This window comes from uncultured Vagococcus sp., from assembly GCF_963518325.1.
Taxonomy (GTDB): domain Bacteria; phylum Bacillota; class Bacilli; order Lactobacillales; family Vagococcaceae; genus Vagococcus_D.
Genome location: NZ_CAUQJB010000010.1, coordinates 89681 through 103709 on the forward strand (window position 1 = coordinate 89681; position 14029 = coordinate 103709).

A 14029-nucleotide genomic window follows, 5' to 3' on the forward strand; every position below is an offset into this window, starting at 1 on the left:
TTTCGTTTTGAAAGGGGTATAGATAAGAATGATTGAATTTGAAAAACCAAGAATCACCAAAATTGATGAAGACAGAGATTATGGTAAGTTCGTCATCGAACCTCTCGAAAGAGGTTACGGAACGACTTTAGGTAACTCACTACGTCGTATTTTATTATCTTCTTTACCAGGAGCGGCTATTACTAATCTACAGATTGATAGTGTGCTACACGAATTCTCAACGATTAAAGGCGTGCGAGAAGACGTGACGCAGATTGTCTTAAACATCAAAGGATTGGCATTAAAGCTTTACACTGAAGAAGAAAAATCCCTTGAAATTGATGTGACTGGTCCAGCGACTGTTACGGCAGGCGATATTATTACGGACAGTGACGTCGAAATCTTAAACAAAGATCTACACATTTGTAGCGTTGCTGAAGGCGCCACTTTCCGTGCTCGTTTAATGGTTAAACCAGGACGGGGATACGTCCAAGCAGACGAAAACAAAAAAGAAGATATGCCAATTGGCGTATTGCCTGTTGATTCTATTTACACACCAGTTCGTCGTGTCAACTACCAAGTAGAAAACACACGTGTTGGTCGTCGTGATGACTTCGACAAATTGACATTAGAAGTTTGGACAGATGGTTCCATCATGCCACAAGAAGCGATCAGCTTAGCGGCAAAAATCATGACTGAGCATCTTGATATCTTTGTAAACCTAACAGATGAAGCGAAAAATGCTGAAATCATGGTTGAAAAAGAAGAAACTCAGAAAGAAAAAATGTTGGAAATGACTATCGAAGAGTTAGACTTGTCTGTACGTTCATACAACTGTCTGAAACGTGCCGGTATTAATACCGTTCAAGAGTTAACCGATAAATCTGAACCAGAAATGATCAAAGTACGTAACTTAGGACGTAAATCATTAGAGGAAGTCAAAAACAAACTCGATGATCTAGGCTTAGGCTTACGACAAGACGATTAATACTTTCGTATGAAGGGCCACTATCCTTGGAAGCCTAGCGACCATAGATTAGCGGATACCGGACCTATGAGTTAAAGGAGGAAAACTAAGTGAGCTATCGTAAATTAGGACGCACTAGCAGTCAACGTAAAGCGATGTTGCGCGACTTAACGACAGATCTAATCATTAACGAGAAAATCGTTACAACTGAAGCACGTGCGAAAGAAGTACGTTCAACAGCTGAAAAAATGATTACTTTAGGTAAACGTGGCGATCTTCATGCTCGTCGTCAAGCAGCTTCATTCGTAAGAAATGAAATTGCCGATGTACGTGAAGAAAACGAAGAGATTGTAGTAGAAACTGCATTACAAAAATTATTCAGTGATATTGCACCTCGTTACACAGAACGCCAAGGTGGTTATACTCGTATTTTAAAAACAGAACCACGCCGCGGAGACGCTGCCCAAATGGTTATCTTAGAACTTGTCTAAATCAATAAACATCACTTTATAGATGATTCATTTAGAGTGTTATGATGTTGGAGTCTAGGACTCCGAGTCTAGCTCGTCGCTGCTCTCTGGTAATGTGTTACCAGAGAGTATGCACTCATCATAAGGTGTTATTTTTTACAATCGAACGAAAGCCCTTACAGGCTTATTTTTTTTGCTTCCTTTTAGGGCGACATAATCAGGCGCTGATCGGTAACATAGGACTGAGTGAGAAATTTTTTCTGTTCAATGGCCATAACAAAAGGTTTCATCTGACCTTTTAAAAACAAGGGCACATCAAAAATAGCAGAGGAATAGCGACGTGATACATAGTTGACATTATTCAAGGCAGCCTTGGCACACTGATGGCTAACAAGAAAAAAGGTCGACAAATAAGCCACATCCTCATCTGGGAGATTGCGCACTAAAAAAGAAGGAATCAGCACCTCGGCAGCTAAGGTATCGGCTTCGGCTTCGAAAACCGGATTATCGTTTAAGTAGATATTATTGCGGCTGAGGGAGAAGGCACTTCCCTTTTTTAAATGACCAAGTTTGACGTGAGCCAGTTCATGAGCCAACGTGTAGTTGATTCTACCTGCATGCTTGATCGTGTCATTATACAAAATTAAGTAGCGTTTCTTCTCCTTTAAATAAGCCGTTGCACCATCAGTACTCTGAGCGAATTCAATGACTTCATTCAAAGACAATTGCCTCTTTTTGCCAAAATCCGAATAGGAAATCAGGCTGATATTAGGCTCGTTTTTAATCAGGGCAAAGGGGTTAACCGGAAAGGCCTGAATTTGATTGGTTTTAAGCAAGCCATAGGCCATGGTTTTCGCTAGTTTAAAATTGGGCTTAGTCGTCCCACAGTTCATCGTCATCAAAAGTAGCCTCCAATATACGCAAGGTTTTCTCCCGCTGCTCAGGGGTCATCTGTTTCGCCTTACGCTGAATCATAAAATAGTTTTTATCCTGGGTCCCCTCATCTGTTCGCCCCAATAAATAGTCAACAGAGACATTAAAATAATCGGCAAGGCGAACCAGTTTATCACTAGACGGAGAGCTTTTGGCCCACTTAGTAATGGCACCACTAGATAAACCAACGGCTCGTTCCACTTCTGCTAAACTCACATTCTTTTCATTTGCTAATCGTCTGATTACTTCTAAGACAGTCATCATATCCTCCTATGAAAATATTCTTATATATAATAGTTGACGCCGAAAATATTCAGTGATATATTGGAAATATCAAGAATGTCTCAAGTTAGTCAGCTAAAAAATTGGCAATGCCAAATTAGTTGGCTTGTAGCTATACCTTAATTATAGAATATTTTCCGAGTTATAACAATAGAATGGTGAATATATTCGTGATTGTCAATGACTGACCTTAAACAGGTTCTTTTTTTAACGATCGAAAAGAACGTATGTTCGTACCTTATTTTAACATACTGTTAGGTGAAGTAAAGGTAAACTTGAAAAGGCTTTTTAATATCGGAGGGAAATCAATGAGGAATCAGCAAAAGTGGTTAAGTGAAGAAGTGAGAAAACAGAAAGTCAGCAAAGAAGGGCGTTCGGTTTTGAAGACCTATCCCCAGTCATTAGCTCGGCTAGTCAGACATCAGCGGATTCAAGTGGGAGACAGGGTCATCTTTGACTTTCATGAGAAGAGATACCGTCAATTAACTGGCGAGGTCGTCAAGATTAACGAACACAGTTACCTTGTAAGACTTCATGAGAGGCATTTAAAGACGATTCAAGAGCTCTTTGAGTTTAGAGAGGGAAATGGGTGTGTCTGTGTCAGTCAGGGGTATTGTCGTAGAGTATAGCCCTTAATGGGCAGAAATTGAGGAGGAGTTGATCAGGAATGAATGAACAGTTAAAAATTAGTAATAAGGCGCGACAACATGTCAGAGAAATGTTAAGTGAGTATCCCCAGATGAAAGAGGAAATGGAACAATTAAGACAATCTCTAATGGCAGTTCAGGAAGACGGCAGTAACCAATTTTCGGCATTTGAGGCAAACTCAGCCATTAAGATTGTGTCCCATGAGCAAATTCATTTCCGAAGTTTGGCCTTAAAAGTCATGGAAGAGGTTATTGCCAATACTACGATTGAAACTCAGGTCATTATTAATTTAAGATATTTTAAACGTGAGCCACTATCCTGGGTGGCCATCTCCCTGAATGATGAGGTAGGTTATTCGGAAGATAATTGTCGCAAACTTGAAAAGAAGCTAGTAGACGAGATTGCTAAGCGGTTAGGGTGGTAGTTTTACCAGTTTGTGGTTTTTTCTTTACCAATTTCAAGAGGCTTTTGGCAGTAAGATAAGGATGTAAGGTGATAGAGAAGGAAACAAAAAGACAACCAACCTTTATTTTTAGTAGTCCTTCTCTGCTAGCTTCAGTCCAAGCATTTAACGACTAAAAAAGACATGGAGGGTATCCGGATATGACAAGAGCAGGAAATGAAGGAACAGGCAACCCGAAAAAAGCATCACGAACTTACACTGATGCTGAAGTGGATGCCATAGTCAAACAGAAATTAGCAAGACTGTACCAACAATTAGGACTAAAGAAAGAAATGGGGACAATCAAAAAAATGACCATTACCATTGATTTCGAAAAATAGGAGGAAATAAGATGACATTAGAAGCAAAAAAAGGAATTGACGTAATTCTATTATACCGTTTATTGAAGAAAGAGACCGAACAAGGGGCATGGAAATTAGCCTTCCAAACTGAACACGAAATTGGCTTGAGTCGTGAGGCCAGCAGTGCCCCAACGAAAGACGGTGCCGTTCAAAGCATGGCCCAATTGGAGTACGAGTTTTCGGCTACTTCAATCGTTGCCAAAGGCGATGCTCACGTGAAGGAAATGCGTCAAGCCTTAATTGACGGCGAATTAATTGAAATCTGGGAAATTGATAAATCAGAAAAGGGAACAGGGGCCGTCAATCAAGACAAGTTTGCCGCTACCTATTACCAAGGGTTTGTCACAAGCTTCTCTCAAACTGCAAATTCAGAAGACGGAGTTGAATTATCCTTAGAATTTGCGATTAATGGGACAGGACAAGATGGATTTGCCTCATTATCAGAAGATCAGGCAGAAGTAGTTCAATACGTCTTTAAAGACACAACAACGGCTGACGCCTAGTTATGACGATTGGAACTAGCTATAACAAGTTAAATTAGGAGGCAATGGAATGAAACTGATCATTAATAAACAAACCTATTCATTTAAATTTGGCACAAAATTTGTACGAGAAATTGATGCCCGGTTACCTTTGGAACAGGAAGGCATCAAATTTGGTTTTGGCTTATCGGCTAAAGTAATTCCCGAATTACAAGGAACTAACGTTAACACCCTTTCTACCGTGCTACTTTTAGGCAATTTGACTGAAGAAGACAAGGTCTCCCAGGATGTCTTAGATGATTACATCGACGGTGTCGAAGATATCGAAGGACTATTTGACGAGGTAATGAAGGCACTAGCCGAATCAAATGCGGGAAAGTTAGCCATGCGAAACTTACGGGAAAGCTTGAAGAAAACCAAGAATTAAACGAAAGTTCCGCAGAGACATATGAGAAGATCAAGATATTCTCATTAAGATGTTTGGGAATGACTGATATTAGAGGGATTGAACGAATGACCCCTTATGAATTTGAGCTGCGAGTGACCGCCTTTAAATTAAGAAAGCTGGATCAGGAATACGACTTCCATCTGCAAGCTTGGCTAGGTCAGCAAGTGCAGGCGACGAAGAAGTTAGGCAAAAAAGAAGTGCCTTACTTTAAAGATTTCAATGCCTTCTTTAATTATCAAAAGAGGGAGCAAGAAATTCTAGGCCTCGTAGAGGACACGCCTGACTCCCAATTCGCGCAATTAATGAGAAAAGCCAATGGCTAGAAAGTGGGTCATTCCAGTGAAGATCTAGCTAGTAAATTCATAAGAGAAAGGAGGTAACATGTGGAACTATTTAGTGTAGAAGCGATATTATCCGCAACAGATACAAATTTATTTTCGCGAATGAATGCCCGAGCTGAACAGCGAGCCGCTAAAGGTGGTGGATCGTCAGGAGGAGCTGTTTCAGAAGCGGTCAACAAGTTAAGCGATAATGCTGCAAAACTCAAAGGTGGACTAGAAAAAGTAAGTACATTTTTGACGAATACTCAGAAAGTTAATAGTCAATTATCTGAATTTGCTGCTACATTTGGTTTTGAAGCTGTCGGCCAAGCTTTACAAGAAGTGAATGGCTTTTTATCTACTGCCCAAATGGTTGGTGGTAATATAAAGACTTTTACAGAGGGAATAAGCCAAGTTAAAGAAAAATTCGATCAGTTACAACAAGGAATAGGAGTAGCTAAAGAAGTAATGGCATCATTTTCAACAGGTGGGCTTGGTGGATTAGGATCCGCCATTTCTGGCTTAGTAGGTGGACCTTGGGTGTTACTGGCTGCAGGTATCGTTGCACTAGTCGCTGGTTTCATCTACTTATGGAACACCAACGAAGGCTTTAGAACGGCAGTAATCGAAATTTGGACGATGATATCGGAAACCATCAGCAATGTGATAACCACTATTGCCACGTTTATTTCAGAAGTTTGGGGCAGTATCGTCACGTGGTGGACGGATTCCAATAATCAAGTTCGCCTAGCAGCAGAAAATGTGTGGGCCGCCATTAGTGCCGTCATTGCCACAGTAGTGAACGTGATTTCAACGGTTGTTCAAACCGTCTGGGGTGCCTTAACTGCTTTTTGGACGGCACATAATGAGACCATTAAAACAGTAGCCAGTACTATTTGGAACGGGATTAAAGCCGCCATAGAGTTTGCGATTAATGCCATTTCGACGGTAATCGGCGTCGTTTTGGGTGTTATTCAAGCACTTTGGCAAGGGACTTGGAATACAATCCAAACCTATGTAGCGACTATTTTCAACATCATCGCCACAATTATTCAAACAGGCTTAAACGTCGCCAAAGGGATTGTTTCAACGGTGATGAGTTTGATTAGCGGTGACTGGTCGGGGGCTTGGAATGGCGTCAAAGAAACCGTAACAGCAGCTTGGGAAGGGGTTAAAAGCATTGTGACCACAGGGATTGAAGGGGCCTACAATGTGATTGCTGGCTGGTTTAATACCTTTAAGGATGCCGGTGGTAACTTAGTGAAAATGATTGGCGATGGCATCTTAGCCGGCGTTAAATTTGTGACCAATGCGATTGACACGATTGTCGGTAAAATTCGTGATTTCTTGCCATTTTCACCAGCTAAAACAGGACCCTTATCAGATTTGGATCAGCTAAATTTTGGTGGCACGATCGCCACAGGAATATACGCAGGAGAAGCTCAAATCAAGCGAGCGATGGATAGCATTTTATCCACCCCCTCATTGTCTGAATTAGATAAAACCTTAAACAGTAGTAACCAGCAAACAATTAACGCTAAAAGTGAATTATTGCTAACACCAAACAAGCAACCAGCAGTCTTTACCGTTAATTTGGGGAACCAACAGTTTAGAGCCTTTGTTGATGATATTTCCCAAGCTATTGGCGGCAATACAGAACTGAATTTAGCCTTTTAGAGAGGAGGAGAACCATGTATCATTTTCAAGATACAACAGAGACACAAGTCAATCGGGGATCGTTACCAACGTCAGCTATGAATTACGACGGTCTGTTTTTTGAAGAAGCCATTGAGGGGTATCGGACATTATCCGTCAGTGGCCGTGAAATGATCTCGTTGGAGATTGAAGCAGACAGCCGCAAAACAGGGACGGTGATTTACAATCAAACGCTTCCTCAGCGAAGGCTAACCGTTCATTACCAATTGCGTCATGATAACGCGGAGGAATTGCTGGTTAATTATCGGCAATTAATGGCTTATTTATACCGGGAACGAGACGTGATTGTCTACTTTAATGATGAACGGGACGTGCATTATCTTGGCAGGTACTCGGCATCAGATGAAATTGCCGGAGACAGTTACACCATCGTCTCCAGCTTTGATGTTTATTGTCAAGATCCACGGAAATATACGAAAGAGTTTACCTCGACAGGGTTTATTGGGGGCACGTTCAGCTATCGAACAAAACCAGATACAATCACTATCACCACACAAAAAAAAGGCAGTTTAGTGATTTCCAATGGCTCCCAAAGGATCTCCATGAGCCAAGTGGTTTTTAATGAGGGGGATCGGGTCGAAGTGGACTTTAAAGAAGGAAAGATTAGGGTCAATGGGCAAAACAGAACCTATTATCTGGATTTAGACAGTAGCTTTGAAGACTTCTATCTGGCCCAAGGCCAAACCATTACTAGTAGTAATGGAGAGTTAAAGGTTATCTATCGAGAGGTGAGTTTATGAGTAATGTCTATTTTTTTAATGACATTCAACGGTTAATTAAAGTGGTGTCGGAGCAAGCCCTGACAGAAGTAATTCAGGAACAGGAAATAACAGCGGCCAAGTCTGAGCTGTTGAACGATACCTTATCTGTGGTGGTGGATTACCACGACGAGCTTAAAGAGGCCGCTTATATGGCCGTCAGAGAACTGGACTTATCTTTCTCCATGTACCGAATATACAATTCATCTGATTCAGGTGACCAACTCACCTTTACAGGCGTGGGATTCGCCCCAGATGAGCTGGCTGGCTACGTGGTTGAAAACCTTCAAGTTGAGGAACGCTCTATTAAATCTGTGGCTCAGCTCTTAGTAACAGGCACGGATTGGACGGTAGGCTACGTGGACGATCGCTTGGCTGCTGTCAGTGGTGAGTTTAGCTATCTTTCAATTAAAGAAGGACTCAAACAATTACAAGAACTCGGCTGTGAAATTGTCTTTAAGTGTCAGCTAGAAGGGCGGGGTATCAGCCGTAAATGGATGGATATCTATCAACAGATAGGCGAAGTCAGTAACACCCGTTTTACCTATGGCGAGAAAGCCTTAAGCATTATTAGAGAGCAAGACCGCAGTCAGATATATACCTCACTAATCGGTCGGGGAAAGAGCCAAGACGTTGGGGATGGACAAGGGAAAAAGCTTGATTTTAAAGAGATAGAATGGAAAAAAAGCCGCGGCAACCCCTTAAATAAACCAAAAGGCCAACAATGGCTAGAACTACCAGAGATGACTGCTGCTTATGGCATTCCCATGAGTGACGGAAGTATGGGCAAACGAGAAAAAGTGGTTACCTTTGACAATGAAGATAACCCGAAAAAATTATTAGAACGAACCTATGAAGAATTAGTGGCATGCTCACGGCCCTTAGTCCAGTTTAAAACCACTACCTTAAGTGGCGATGCAATTGGGAATTGGGTCACCGTTCATCGCGATGATCGTGGCTATCATTATGAAACACGTGTTTTTAAAGTCAAAACAGACCGGTTAACTGGCAAAAGCGAGGCTGGTTTAGGAGATAACATGACCAAAAGCGCCTCGCGAAATACGGCAACCATTCAACACGAGTTAAAAGCCTTGGATGAACGCAAGATGACCTTTCAGGAATCGGAAGACATTGCCAAGTGGCAGTCTGATATTGTGAGAGGGGCTAAAGGTGGTTCGATTATCATGATGAATCCTTCAGATACGGGGGAGTCAGACAGTCGGGTGCCGAATCAAATGGTTTGGATGAATGGCCCTTCACTAGATGCCAGCGATAATTTTTTGGTAGCAAATAGCCAAGGGCTCGGCTTTATTGATGGACCTTTTGATATGACGGATTTCAAACCTGCTTGGTCGATTGATGGTACATTCGATGCTAATTATATTAAAGCCGGTGTTTTACGTGCGATTGATATCATAGGCGTCACAATCACTGGTTCAACGATTACAACAGACGGTGACAATCATAAAGTTCGCTTGAAAAACGGCATGTTGAGTATTTTAAATGATGATAATGAGGTGATTGGTTCCTTATTTGCCAGTTACAGCTCAGCTACAGGGAAAGCCAACGGAGTGGCCTTGCAACAAGGGAAAAATGAGATTTTATCCTTAAATACCTCAAATCCCAATGATGGTGGTAGTACCTATGTGATTCAGATTCCCAAAGAATCTAATTCCAACAAACCGTTGATCAACAGTCGTGGCAAGTGGCATCACGATGGCGATCTGAACATTAATGGCAGATTGACATTAAATGGTCAGGAAGTGACACCAGGCGGTTCCGGTGGAAACAACAACTGGGACGGACAGTATCCGCCAGAGGTGACGACAGGACTAGATAAACGGGCCTGGGAAATATGGATAACGGCCATTAATCAAGGACATGCCAAAGAATCAGCGGCAGGTATGATGGGCAATATTCAACGGGAAACAGGCGATATGAGCCCAACTGCCAATGAACGGCCAGGCGTGCCTGGCTATGGTTACGGACTGGTTCAATGGACTGATTCGACCCAAACTTATACAGGCAGAGATTACATGATTGGCTTGATGGATCGGGCCCAGATTAAAGATAAGCCAGATACCATTCAAGGGCAAATGAAATTAATCGACTGGCATGCTAAAAATGGCCAGTGGATTCCAACAGGCGAATTCCCGCAAACTTGGGCCATGTTTAAACAAATGACTAACATTGATTCAGCCACCATGGCCTTTTTGAAGAACTTTGAACGGGCAGGAGTTGAAGCTTCTGGGGAACGGATTCAAAATGCCCATAACTGGTACAACAAGTTTAAAAACTTAAAGCCACCAGTGATTGGCACCACTTTTAAACCACCAATTTCAGGACCGATTACGGTGACCAGTGAATTTGGCTGGCGTGTGAGTCCGTTACCTCCTCATGGGGACGAACTTCACAATGGGATTGATTTAGTTAATGGCAATCCCAATACCCCTATCTATGCGGCCATGGCCGGTGAGGTAGTAATAGCGGGCAATTATCCGGATTGGTATGGCTTGTATATTGTCATCAAACATCCTAACGGAAAATACACCGGGTATGCCCATAACTCGTCCTTAAACGTGAGTGTTGGTCAACAAGTAGCTCAAAGTCAGCAGATTGCTGTTATGGGCACGACAGGACCCTCAACAGGTGAACATTGTCATTTTCAGATAATGAACGATGTTTGGCCGAGCAATGAAGGATTTGAAAACCCAAGACCCTATATCTTGGGGTAAAGAAAGGAGTGATGGAATGATTCAAGCAAAATGGAAAGGGATTTTAAGTACAACCGAGCCGTATAATCATCTTGGTTTAATTAAAGTCCGTCAGGGAAATCAACAGACAGAAGTCTTTGATTTTCAAATTAGTCAGCAGCATGAGTTGTTTCCGAATTTAAATCAATACGATGTTTATTTTCAAACAGTCAGTAATCAACTGCCGGTGGAAATTAAAGCAGAGGTCATCGACAGCAAGAACAGCCTTGTTCGACTGGTGATGAACGACTACTGCATGCAAAAAACAGGCAAACATCAAGGGAATTTTTGTTTTAAGCGAGATAATCAGGTGGTTGGAACGACCCAAGACTTTACTTATGTGGTGATGCCAAGTCCAGCAACTGCTAATTTTGATACGGGGGCATACTGGCAGTCGGCTCAAGACTTGATTGATGAGATGACACAGTGGATTGAAGAGATTAAAGAGACACTAGGAGAAAATGCCGCCATAGAGCTAGGCAATCAGGTCAATCAGCTAAAGCAAGAACTAATTAGCGTCAAACAGCTTTTGACAGAAACCAATCGGGAAGTGAGTGAGGCGCGCAAGTCGTCAGCATCAGGTCAAACATTTGCTGATTTGGGCACTCGGTTAAACCATCTGGAAGAGTCCCACTATACCTTGCCTTATGAAGAGGTTGTGACATTGCGAACCCTGCAAGACGATCGGTTCAGTCTCAATCATCAAGTGATGAAAGAAGGAACGGTGGCAACGGATCACTACTTGCCAGGACTCGTTGTGGCAGAAATTGGCAATCCAAACCAAGATACTTTTTATCTTGAGAAAGTCGGTGAATTATAGTGGGAATTGAAATCAAGCGCATCATGGAAAAAGATGACAGTGGCGTAAATCGGCAAATTTATCCCATAACCCATATCTCTGCCGTTGAAGGAATCGACGCCCTTGGCAATCAGGAGGCGACGGTTAAATCAGTTAACGGGAAAAAAGGAGACATTTGGCTGACAACTCAAGATCTAGGGATTTCAGAATCAGGAGTTCCAATTGCCTCAGAAACTCAAGATGGGATACTGACGGCAGAGATGTACCGAGAATTAAAAGAAGTGATTGAACATATTAACAATGGAATCTCATTGGAAAAGGTGGATGAATAAGGATGGTAGATATTGTAAAAGTAAAAAATGCAGGAGTCGAGGTTTACCCTCAAACCCATGCGAAAGCAGTACTAGGTCTCAGTACCATTACAGGCCCACAAGGACCAAAAGGAGACACAGGAGCAACGGGTGCAACAGGCCCCCAAGGAATTAAGGGCGACGTGGGAGCGGCTGGCGCAACAGGCCCACAAGGACCAGCTGGTAACAACACGATTACATTTGAGAAAGTGGGGACGGTTTAATATGGCAGATATCGTACAATTAGTAGAAAATGGACAGAAAAAATATATTAAGACGCATGTGCAGGCAATTGAAGGAATTGGAACAAAAGGTGAATTGTTATGGTCTGGTGGATTATTGATGGATGAAGGGCAAGTTGCTACTCCGAAAAAGAAGTTAAGTGAATGTGCTAATGGCTGGTTATTAAAATATGGTCGTTATAATGCTGCAGGGATTCAAAAAAACTGGTATGGTTCAGTCTTTATTCCTAAAGAAGTAGGACTAGGGTTGCGAGCTGATTGGTTGCCTCATGCAGGAGCTACATCAACATATTCGGTTAAGTTAATTGAAGTTAGTGACACTACGCTTAAAGGTCACAGTAACAACGCTAACCCAACCCCTAGTAATGCGGCATATAATATGATGCTTTTTGAGGTGTGGTCTGTATAGTTGGTTATCAGAAGTGATTAACTATTTCTAGAACAAGGATAAAAATTATCTGTTATTACAAAAAACAATTAGCGTGACAGCTCAATCACGCTAATTGTTATTTTTATACAAGGAGGTGAGCCAATGGGAATAGAAAATTTGCTGTCAAACGCAACAGAGATCAGCTTTGGGCTATTGTTTGTCTCCTTATTTATTTGGGTGATGAAGAAGAACGACGAACGTGAAAAACGTTATACCGTTCAACTTGAAGACAAAACCAGAGTAATTGCGGAGCAGCAAAGCTTCATTGCTAAACAATCAGAGATGATGGGAAACATCTCCAATACAGTGAAAGAAACAAGTGAAACAATCAAGAAAGTGTCAGAAGAAATTCATGATATAAAAGTCAAAATAGAGAGATGAGAAAGGAGGTCAGAAGATGGAGCTATTACTAGAATGGATGTCACAGTACGGCGAAAATCAGATACTTTCAACAGCGATTATTTGCTTGATAATCGTATTCGTGACCAATTATACGGGCATCGTGGAAAAGCGCTGGCTGCCTGCCACAGCCACGATTATCGGTGCCGTTGTGGGAAGCGTCTTTAGTTTACACTATGGGGATTATTTTTATTCGATTGGCTTGGGAATCATCGGTGGCTTTGCCTCAAGCGGTGCCTATGATTTTGTGAAAGACACCTTTATGCCAAGTCAAAAGGAAGAAGAAAATGACTAAAATTTTATTGGTGGCCGGTCACGGCCAAGGGGATCCGGGAGCCAGTGGCGGTGGCTATAATGAGGCAGCCACCATGCGCCAGTTAGTCAGCAGAATCAAACAATTGATTCCAGATAAGGTGGATAGTTACGATCAGGCCAAGGATTGTTACCAGCAAAACGGCTTGGCTACCACCGCCTACCAGAATGTGATTGAGTTTCACATGGACGGCGCCACCAATCCAAATGCCTGTGGCGGTCATGTGATCATTGCTGCAGGTTTTTCACCAGATAACTTGGATAACCGCTTGAAAGAGGTGATTAAAAATCACATTGGCATTTGGGTGGGCACACCAAGCGGGTTTTCTTTGCGCAATGATTTACAGAACTTAAATGTGGCCGCTCAGAGAGGTATTGCCTATCGCCTACTAGAATTGGGCTTTATTACCAACAGCGGCGATCGAAGCAAGGCAATTGGTAACATGGAAACCTTAGCAAAAGCCTTAGCCGCAGGAATTTCTGGCGGACCAATCAGTAACCAAAAACCAAGTGTAACAGGCAAGACAGTCACCGTGGCCCCTCATGCTAGCCATTGGAGTTCGTCCAGTAAGGGAGCGAAGATTGCCCAGTGGGTCAAAGGCAGAACCTTTGCTTACCGTCAGGAACGACCGATTAAACAGTCCCGCTCCAATTGTGAGTACTTGCTGTATAACAAAGACCAGCCAATTGGTTGGTTATTGTCACAAGACTGCGTCGGAGGAGTTGGTTCGGAAGTCTCAGGGGCTAGTCAGTCATTGAAAATCGGGGCAAACGTGACCCTGATTAAGGCAGTGGATTATCAGGGAACCCCCTTAAAGACTCAAGGCGTGTATGAAGTCATGGAGATTAAGGGCGACCGAGCCGTTATCGGTAAAAATGGACAAGTGACAGCGGCAGTTGCCACCACCAATCTTAAATTATAAGCCTGAAAAACCTA

20 protein-coding genes are annotated in these 14029 nt (G+C 42.4%); 18 read left to right on the plus strand and 2 right to left on the minus strand.

Annotation, left to right across the window (positions count from 1 at the left end; translation table 11 throughout):
- Positions 1 to 28: 28 nt before the first annotated feature.
- A complete protein-coding gene (locus RWN13_RS10495; protein ID WP_209527045.1) occupies positions 29 to 967 on the plus strand; it encodes a DNA-directed RNA polymerase subunit alpha in 939 nt (312 codons plus the stop codon).
- Positions 968 to 1056: 89 nt separating this feature from the next.
- Positions 1057 to 1437, plus strand: a complete 381-nt coding sequence (rplQ, locus tag RWN13_RS10500) for a 50S ribosomal protein L17 (protein ID WP_314063095.1) — start codon at positions 1057 to 1059, stop codon at positions 1435 to 1437.
- Positions 1438 to 1619: 182 nt separating this feature from the next.
- Here the strand turns inward: rplQ and RWN13_RS10505 are convergent, their stop codons facing one another.
- Together RWN13_RS10505 and RWN13_RS10510 are read right to left on the minus strand one after the other, a co-directional pair.
- Positions 1620 to 2315, minus strand: a complete 696-nt coding sequence (locus RWN13_RS10505) for an ImmA/IrrE family metallo-endopeptidase (protein WP_314063098.1) — start codon at positions 2313 to 2315, stop codon at positions 1620 to 1622.
- Positions 2290 to 2613 carry a helix-turn-helix transcriptional regulator gene (locus RWN13_RS10510; protein WP_314063101.1) on the minus strand — a complete coding sequence of 108 codons (324 nt, stop codon included), beginning with the start codon at positions 2611 to 2613 and terminating at the stop codon, positions 2290 to 2292. The genes RWN13_RS10505 and RWN13_RS10510 overlap by 26 nt, the downstream gene beginning before the upstream one ends.
- A gap of 326 nt (positions 2614 to 2939) precedes the next feature.
- Between RWN13_RS10510 and RWN13_RS10515 the strand changes: the two genes are divergently transcribed.
- The 16 genes from RWN13_RS10515 to RWN13_RS10590 all read left to right on the plus strand — a co-directional run bounded on the left by RWN13_RS10515 (position 2940) and on the right by RWN13_RS10590 (position 14015).
- Positions 2940 to 3260, plus strand: a complete 321-nt coding sequence (locus RWN13_RS10515) for a hypothetical protein (RefSeq protein ID WP_314063103.1) — start codon at positions 2940 to 2942, stop codon at positions 3258 to 3260.
- A gap of 38 nt (positions 3261 to 3298) precedes the next feature.
- Positions 3299 to 3703: a hypothetical protein gene (locus tag RWN13_RS10520; protein ID WP_314063105.1), complete on the plus strand. Its 405-nt coding sequence runs from the start codon at positions 3299 to 3301 to the stop codon at positions 3701 to 3703.
- Between the two features lie 179 nt (positions 3704 to 3882).
- Positions 3883 to 4062, plus strand: a complete 180-nt coding sequence (locus tag RWN13_RS10525) for a hypothetical protein (RefSeq protein ID WP_314063107.1) — start codon at positions 3883 to 3885, stop codon at positions 4060 to 4062.
- 11 nt (positions 4063 to 4073) lie between these two features.
- Positions 4074 to 4586 carry a phage major tail protein, TP901-1 family gene (locus tag RWN13_RS10530; protein ID WP_314063109.1) on the plus strand — a complete coding sequence of 171 codons (513 nt, stop codon included), beginning with the start codon at positions 4074 to 4076 and terminating at the stop codon, positions 4584 to 4586.
- Between the two features lie 49 nt (positions 4587 to 4635).
- Complete coding sequence (locus RWN13_RS10535) at positions 4636 to 4992, plus strand: tail assembly chaperone (RefSeq protein ID WP_314063112.1); 357 nt, start codon at positions 4636 to 4638, stop codon at positions 4990 to 4992.
- 59 nt (positions 4993 to 5051) lie between these two features.
- Positions 5052 to 5336 carry a hypothetical protein gene (locus RWN13_RS10540; protein ID WP_314063114.1) on the plus strand — a complete coding sequence of 95 codons (285 nt, stop codon included), beginning with the start codon at positions 5052 to 5054 and terminating at the stop codon, positions 5334 to 5336.
- Between the two features lie 60 nt (positions 5337 to 5396).
- On the plus strand, positions 5397 to 7010 hold the full coding sequence (locus RWN13_RS10545) for a hypothetical protein (protein ID WP_314063117.1): 1614 nt from the start codon (positions 5397 to 5399) through the stop codon (positions 7008 to 7010).
- A gap of 14 nt (positions 7011 to 7024) precedes the next feature.
- Positions 7025 to 7789: a distal tail protein Dit gene (locus RWN13_RS10550; RefSeq protein WP_314063120.1), complete on the plus strand. Its 765-nt coding sequence runs from the start codon at positions 7025 to 7027 to the stop codon at positions 7787 to 7789.
- Positions 7786 to 10542 carry a phage tail spike protein gene (locus tag RWN13_RS10555; RefSeq protein WP_314063122.1) on the plus strand — a complete coding sequence of 919 codons (2757 nt, stop codon included), beginning with the start codon at positions 7786 to 7788 and terminating at the stop codon, positions 10540 to 10542. Before RWN13_RS10550 ends, RWN13_RS10555 begins: the two co-directional genes overlap by 4 nt.
- Positions 10543 to 10558: 16 nt before the next feature.
- Positions 10559 to 11380 (plus strand): BppU family phage baseplate upper protein, encoded by an 822-nt coding sequence (locus tag RWN13_RS10560; RefSeq protein ID WP_314063124.1) that lies wholly within the window; start codon positions 10559 to 10561, stop codon positions 11378 to 11380.
- Positions 11380 to 11691 carry a hypothetical protein gene (locus tag RWN13_RS10565; protein WP_314063126.1) on the plus strand — a complete coding sequence of 104 codons (312 nt, stop codon included), beginning with the start codon at positions 11380 to 11382 and terminating at the stop codon, positions 11689 to 11691. The genes RWN13_RS10560 and RWN13_RS10565 overlap by 1 nt, the downstream gene beginning before the upstream one ends.
- Positions 11692 to 11693: 2 nt before the next feature.
- Complete coding sequence (locus RWN13_RS10570; protein WP_314063127.1) at positions 11694 to 11933, plus strand: hypothetical protein; 240 nt, start codon at positions 11694 to 11696, stop codon at positions 11931 to 11933.
- Position 11934: 1 nt separating this feature from the next.
- Positions 11935 to 12360, plus strand: coding sequence for a hypothetical protein (locus RWN13_RS10575; RefSeq protein WP_314063129.1), 426 nt, complete (start codon positions 11935 to 11937; stop codon positions 12358 to 12360).
- Between the two features lie 123 nt (positions 12361 to 12483).
- Positions 12484 to 12762 carry a hypothetical protein gene (locus RWN13_RS10580; protein ID WP_314063130.1) on the plus strand — a complete coding sequence of 93 codons (279 nt, stop codon included), beginning with the start codon at positions 12484 to 12486 and terminating at the stop codon, positions 12760 to 12762.
- 16 nt (positions 12763 to 12778) lie between these two features.
- Positions 12779 to 13075: a hypothetical protein gene (locus RWN13_RS10585; RefSeq protein ID WP_314063131.1), complete on the plus strand. Its 297-nt coding sequence runs from the start codon at positions 12779 to 12781 to the stop codon at positions 13073 to 13075.
- Complete coding sequence (locus RWN13_RS10590) at positions 13068 to 14015, plus strand: N-acetylmuramoyl-L-alanine amidase (protein ID WP_314063133.1); 948 nt, start codon at positions 13068 to 13070, stop codon at positions 14013 to 14015. The genes RWN13_RS10585 and RWN13_RS10590 overlap by 8 nt, the downstream gene beginning before the upstream one ends.
- Positions 14016 to 14029 lie beyond the last annotated feature (14 nt).

Bases quoted from the DNA above. Each gene is read 5' to 3' on its own strand.
- RWN13_RS10495 (WP_209527045.1), top strand. From the start codon at position 29: ATGATTGAATTTGAAAAACCAAGAATCACCAAAATTGATGAAGACAGA.
- RWN13_RS10505 (WP_314063098.1), bottom strand. From the start codon at position 2,315: ATGACGATGAACTGTGGGACGACTAAGCCCAATTTTAAACTAGCGAAA.
- RWN13_RS10510 (WP_314063101.1), bottom strand. From the start codon at position 2,613: ATGATGACTGTCTTAGAAGTAATCAGACGATTAGCAAATGAAAAGAAT.
- RWN13_RS10515 (WP_314063103.1), top strand. From the start codon at position 2,940: ATGAGGAATCAGCAAAAGTGGTTAAGTGAAGAAGTGAGAAAACAGAAA.
- RWN13_RS10520 (WP_314063105.1), top strand. From the start codon at position 3,299: ATGAATGAACAGTTAAAAATTAGTAATAAGGCGCGACAACATGTCAGA.
- RWN13_RS10525 (WP_314063107.1), top strand. From the start codon at position 3,883: ATGACAAGAGCAGGAAATGAAGGAACAGGCAACCCGAAAAAAGCATCA.
- RWN13_RS10530 (WP_314063109.1), top strand. From the start codon at position 4,074: ATGACATTAGAAGCAAAAAAAGGAATTGACGTAATTCTATTATACCGT.
- RWN13_RS10535 (WP_314063112.1), top strand. From the start codon at position 4,636: ATGAAACTGATCATTAATAAACAAACCTATTCATTTAAATTTGGCACA.
- RWN13_RS10540 (WP_314063114.1), top strand. From the start codon at position 5,052: ATGACTGATATTAGAGGGATTGAACGAATGACCCCTTATGAATTTGAG.
- RWN13_RS10550 (WP_314063120.1), top strand. From the start codon at position 7,025: ATGTATCATTTTCAAGATACAACAGAGACACAAGTCAATCGGGGATCG.
- RWN13_RS10555 (WP_314063122.1), top strand. From the start codon at position 7,786: ATGAGTAATGTCTATTTTTTTAATGACATTCAACGGTTAATTAAAGTG.
- RWN13_RS10560 (WP_314063124.1), top strand. From the start codon at position 10,559: ATGATTCAAGCAAAATGGAAAGGGATTTTAAGTACAACCGAGCCGTAT.
- RWN13_RS10570 (WP_314063127.1), top strand. From the start codon at position 11,694: ATGGTAGATATTGTAAAAGTAAAAAATGCAGGAGTCGAGGTTTACCCT.
- RWN13_RS10575 (WP_314063129.1), top strand. From the start codon at position 11,935: ATGGCAGATATCGTACAATTAGTAGAAAATGGACAGAAAAAATATATT.
- RWN13_RS10580 (WP_314063130.1), top strand. From the start codon at position 12,484: ATGGGAATAGAAAATTTGCTGTCAAACGCAACAGAGATCAGCTTTGGG.
- RWN13_RS10585 (WP_314063131.1), top strand. From the start codon at position 12,779: ATGGAGCTATTACTAGAATGGATGTCACAGTACGGCGAAAATCAGATA.
- RWN13_RS10590 (WP_314063133.1), top strand. From the start codon at position 13,068: ATGACTAAAATTTTATTGGTGGCCGGTCACGGCCAAGGGGATCCGGGA.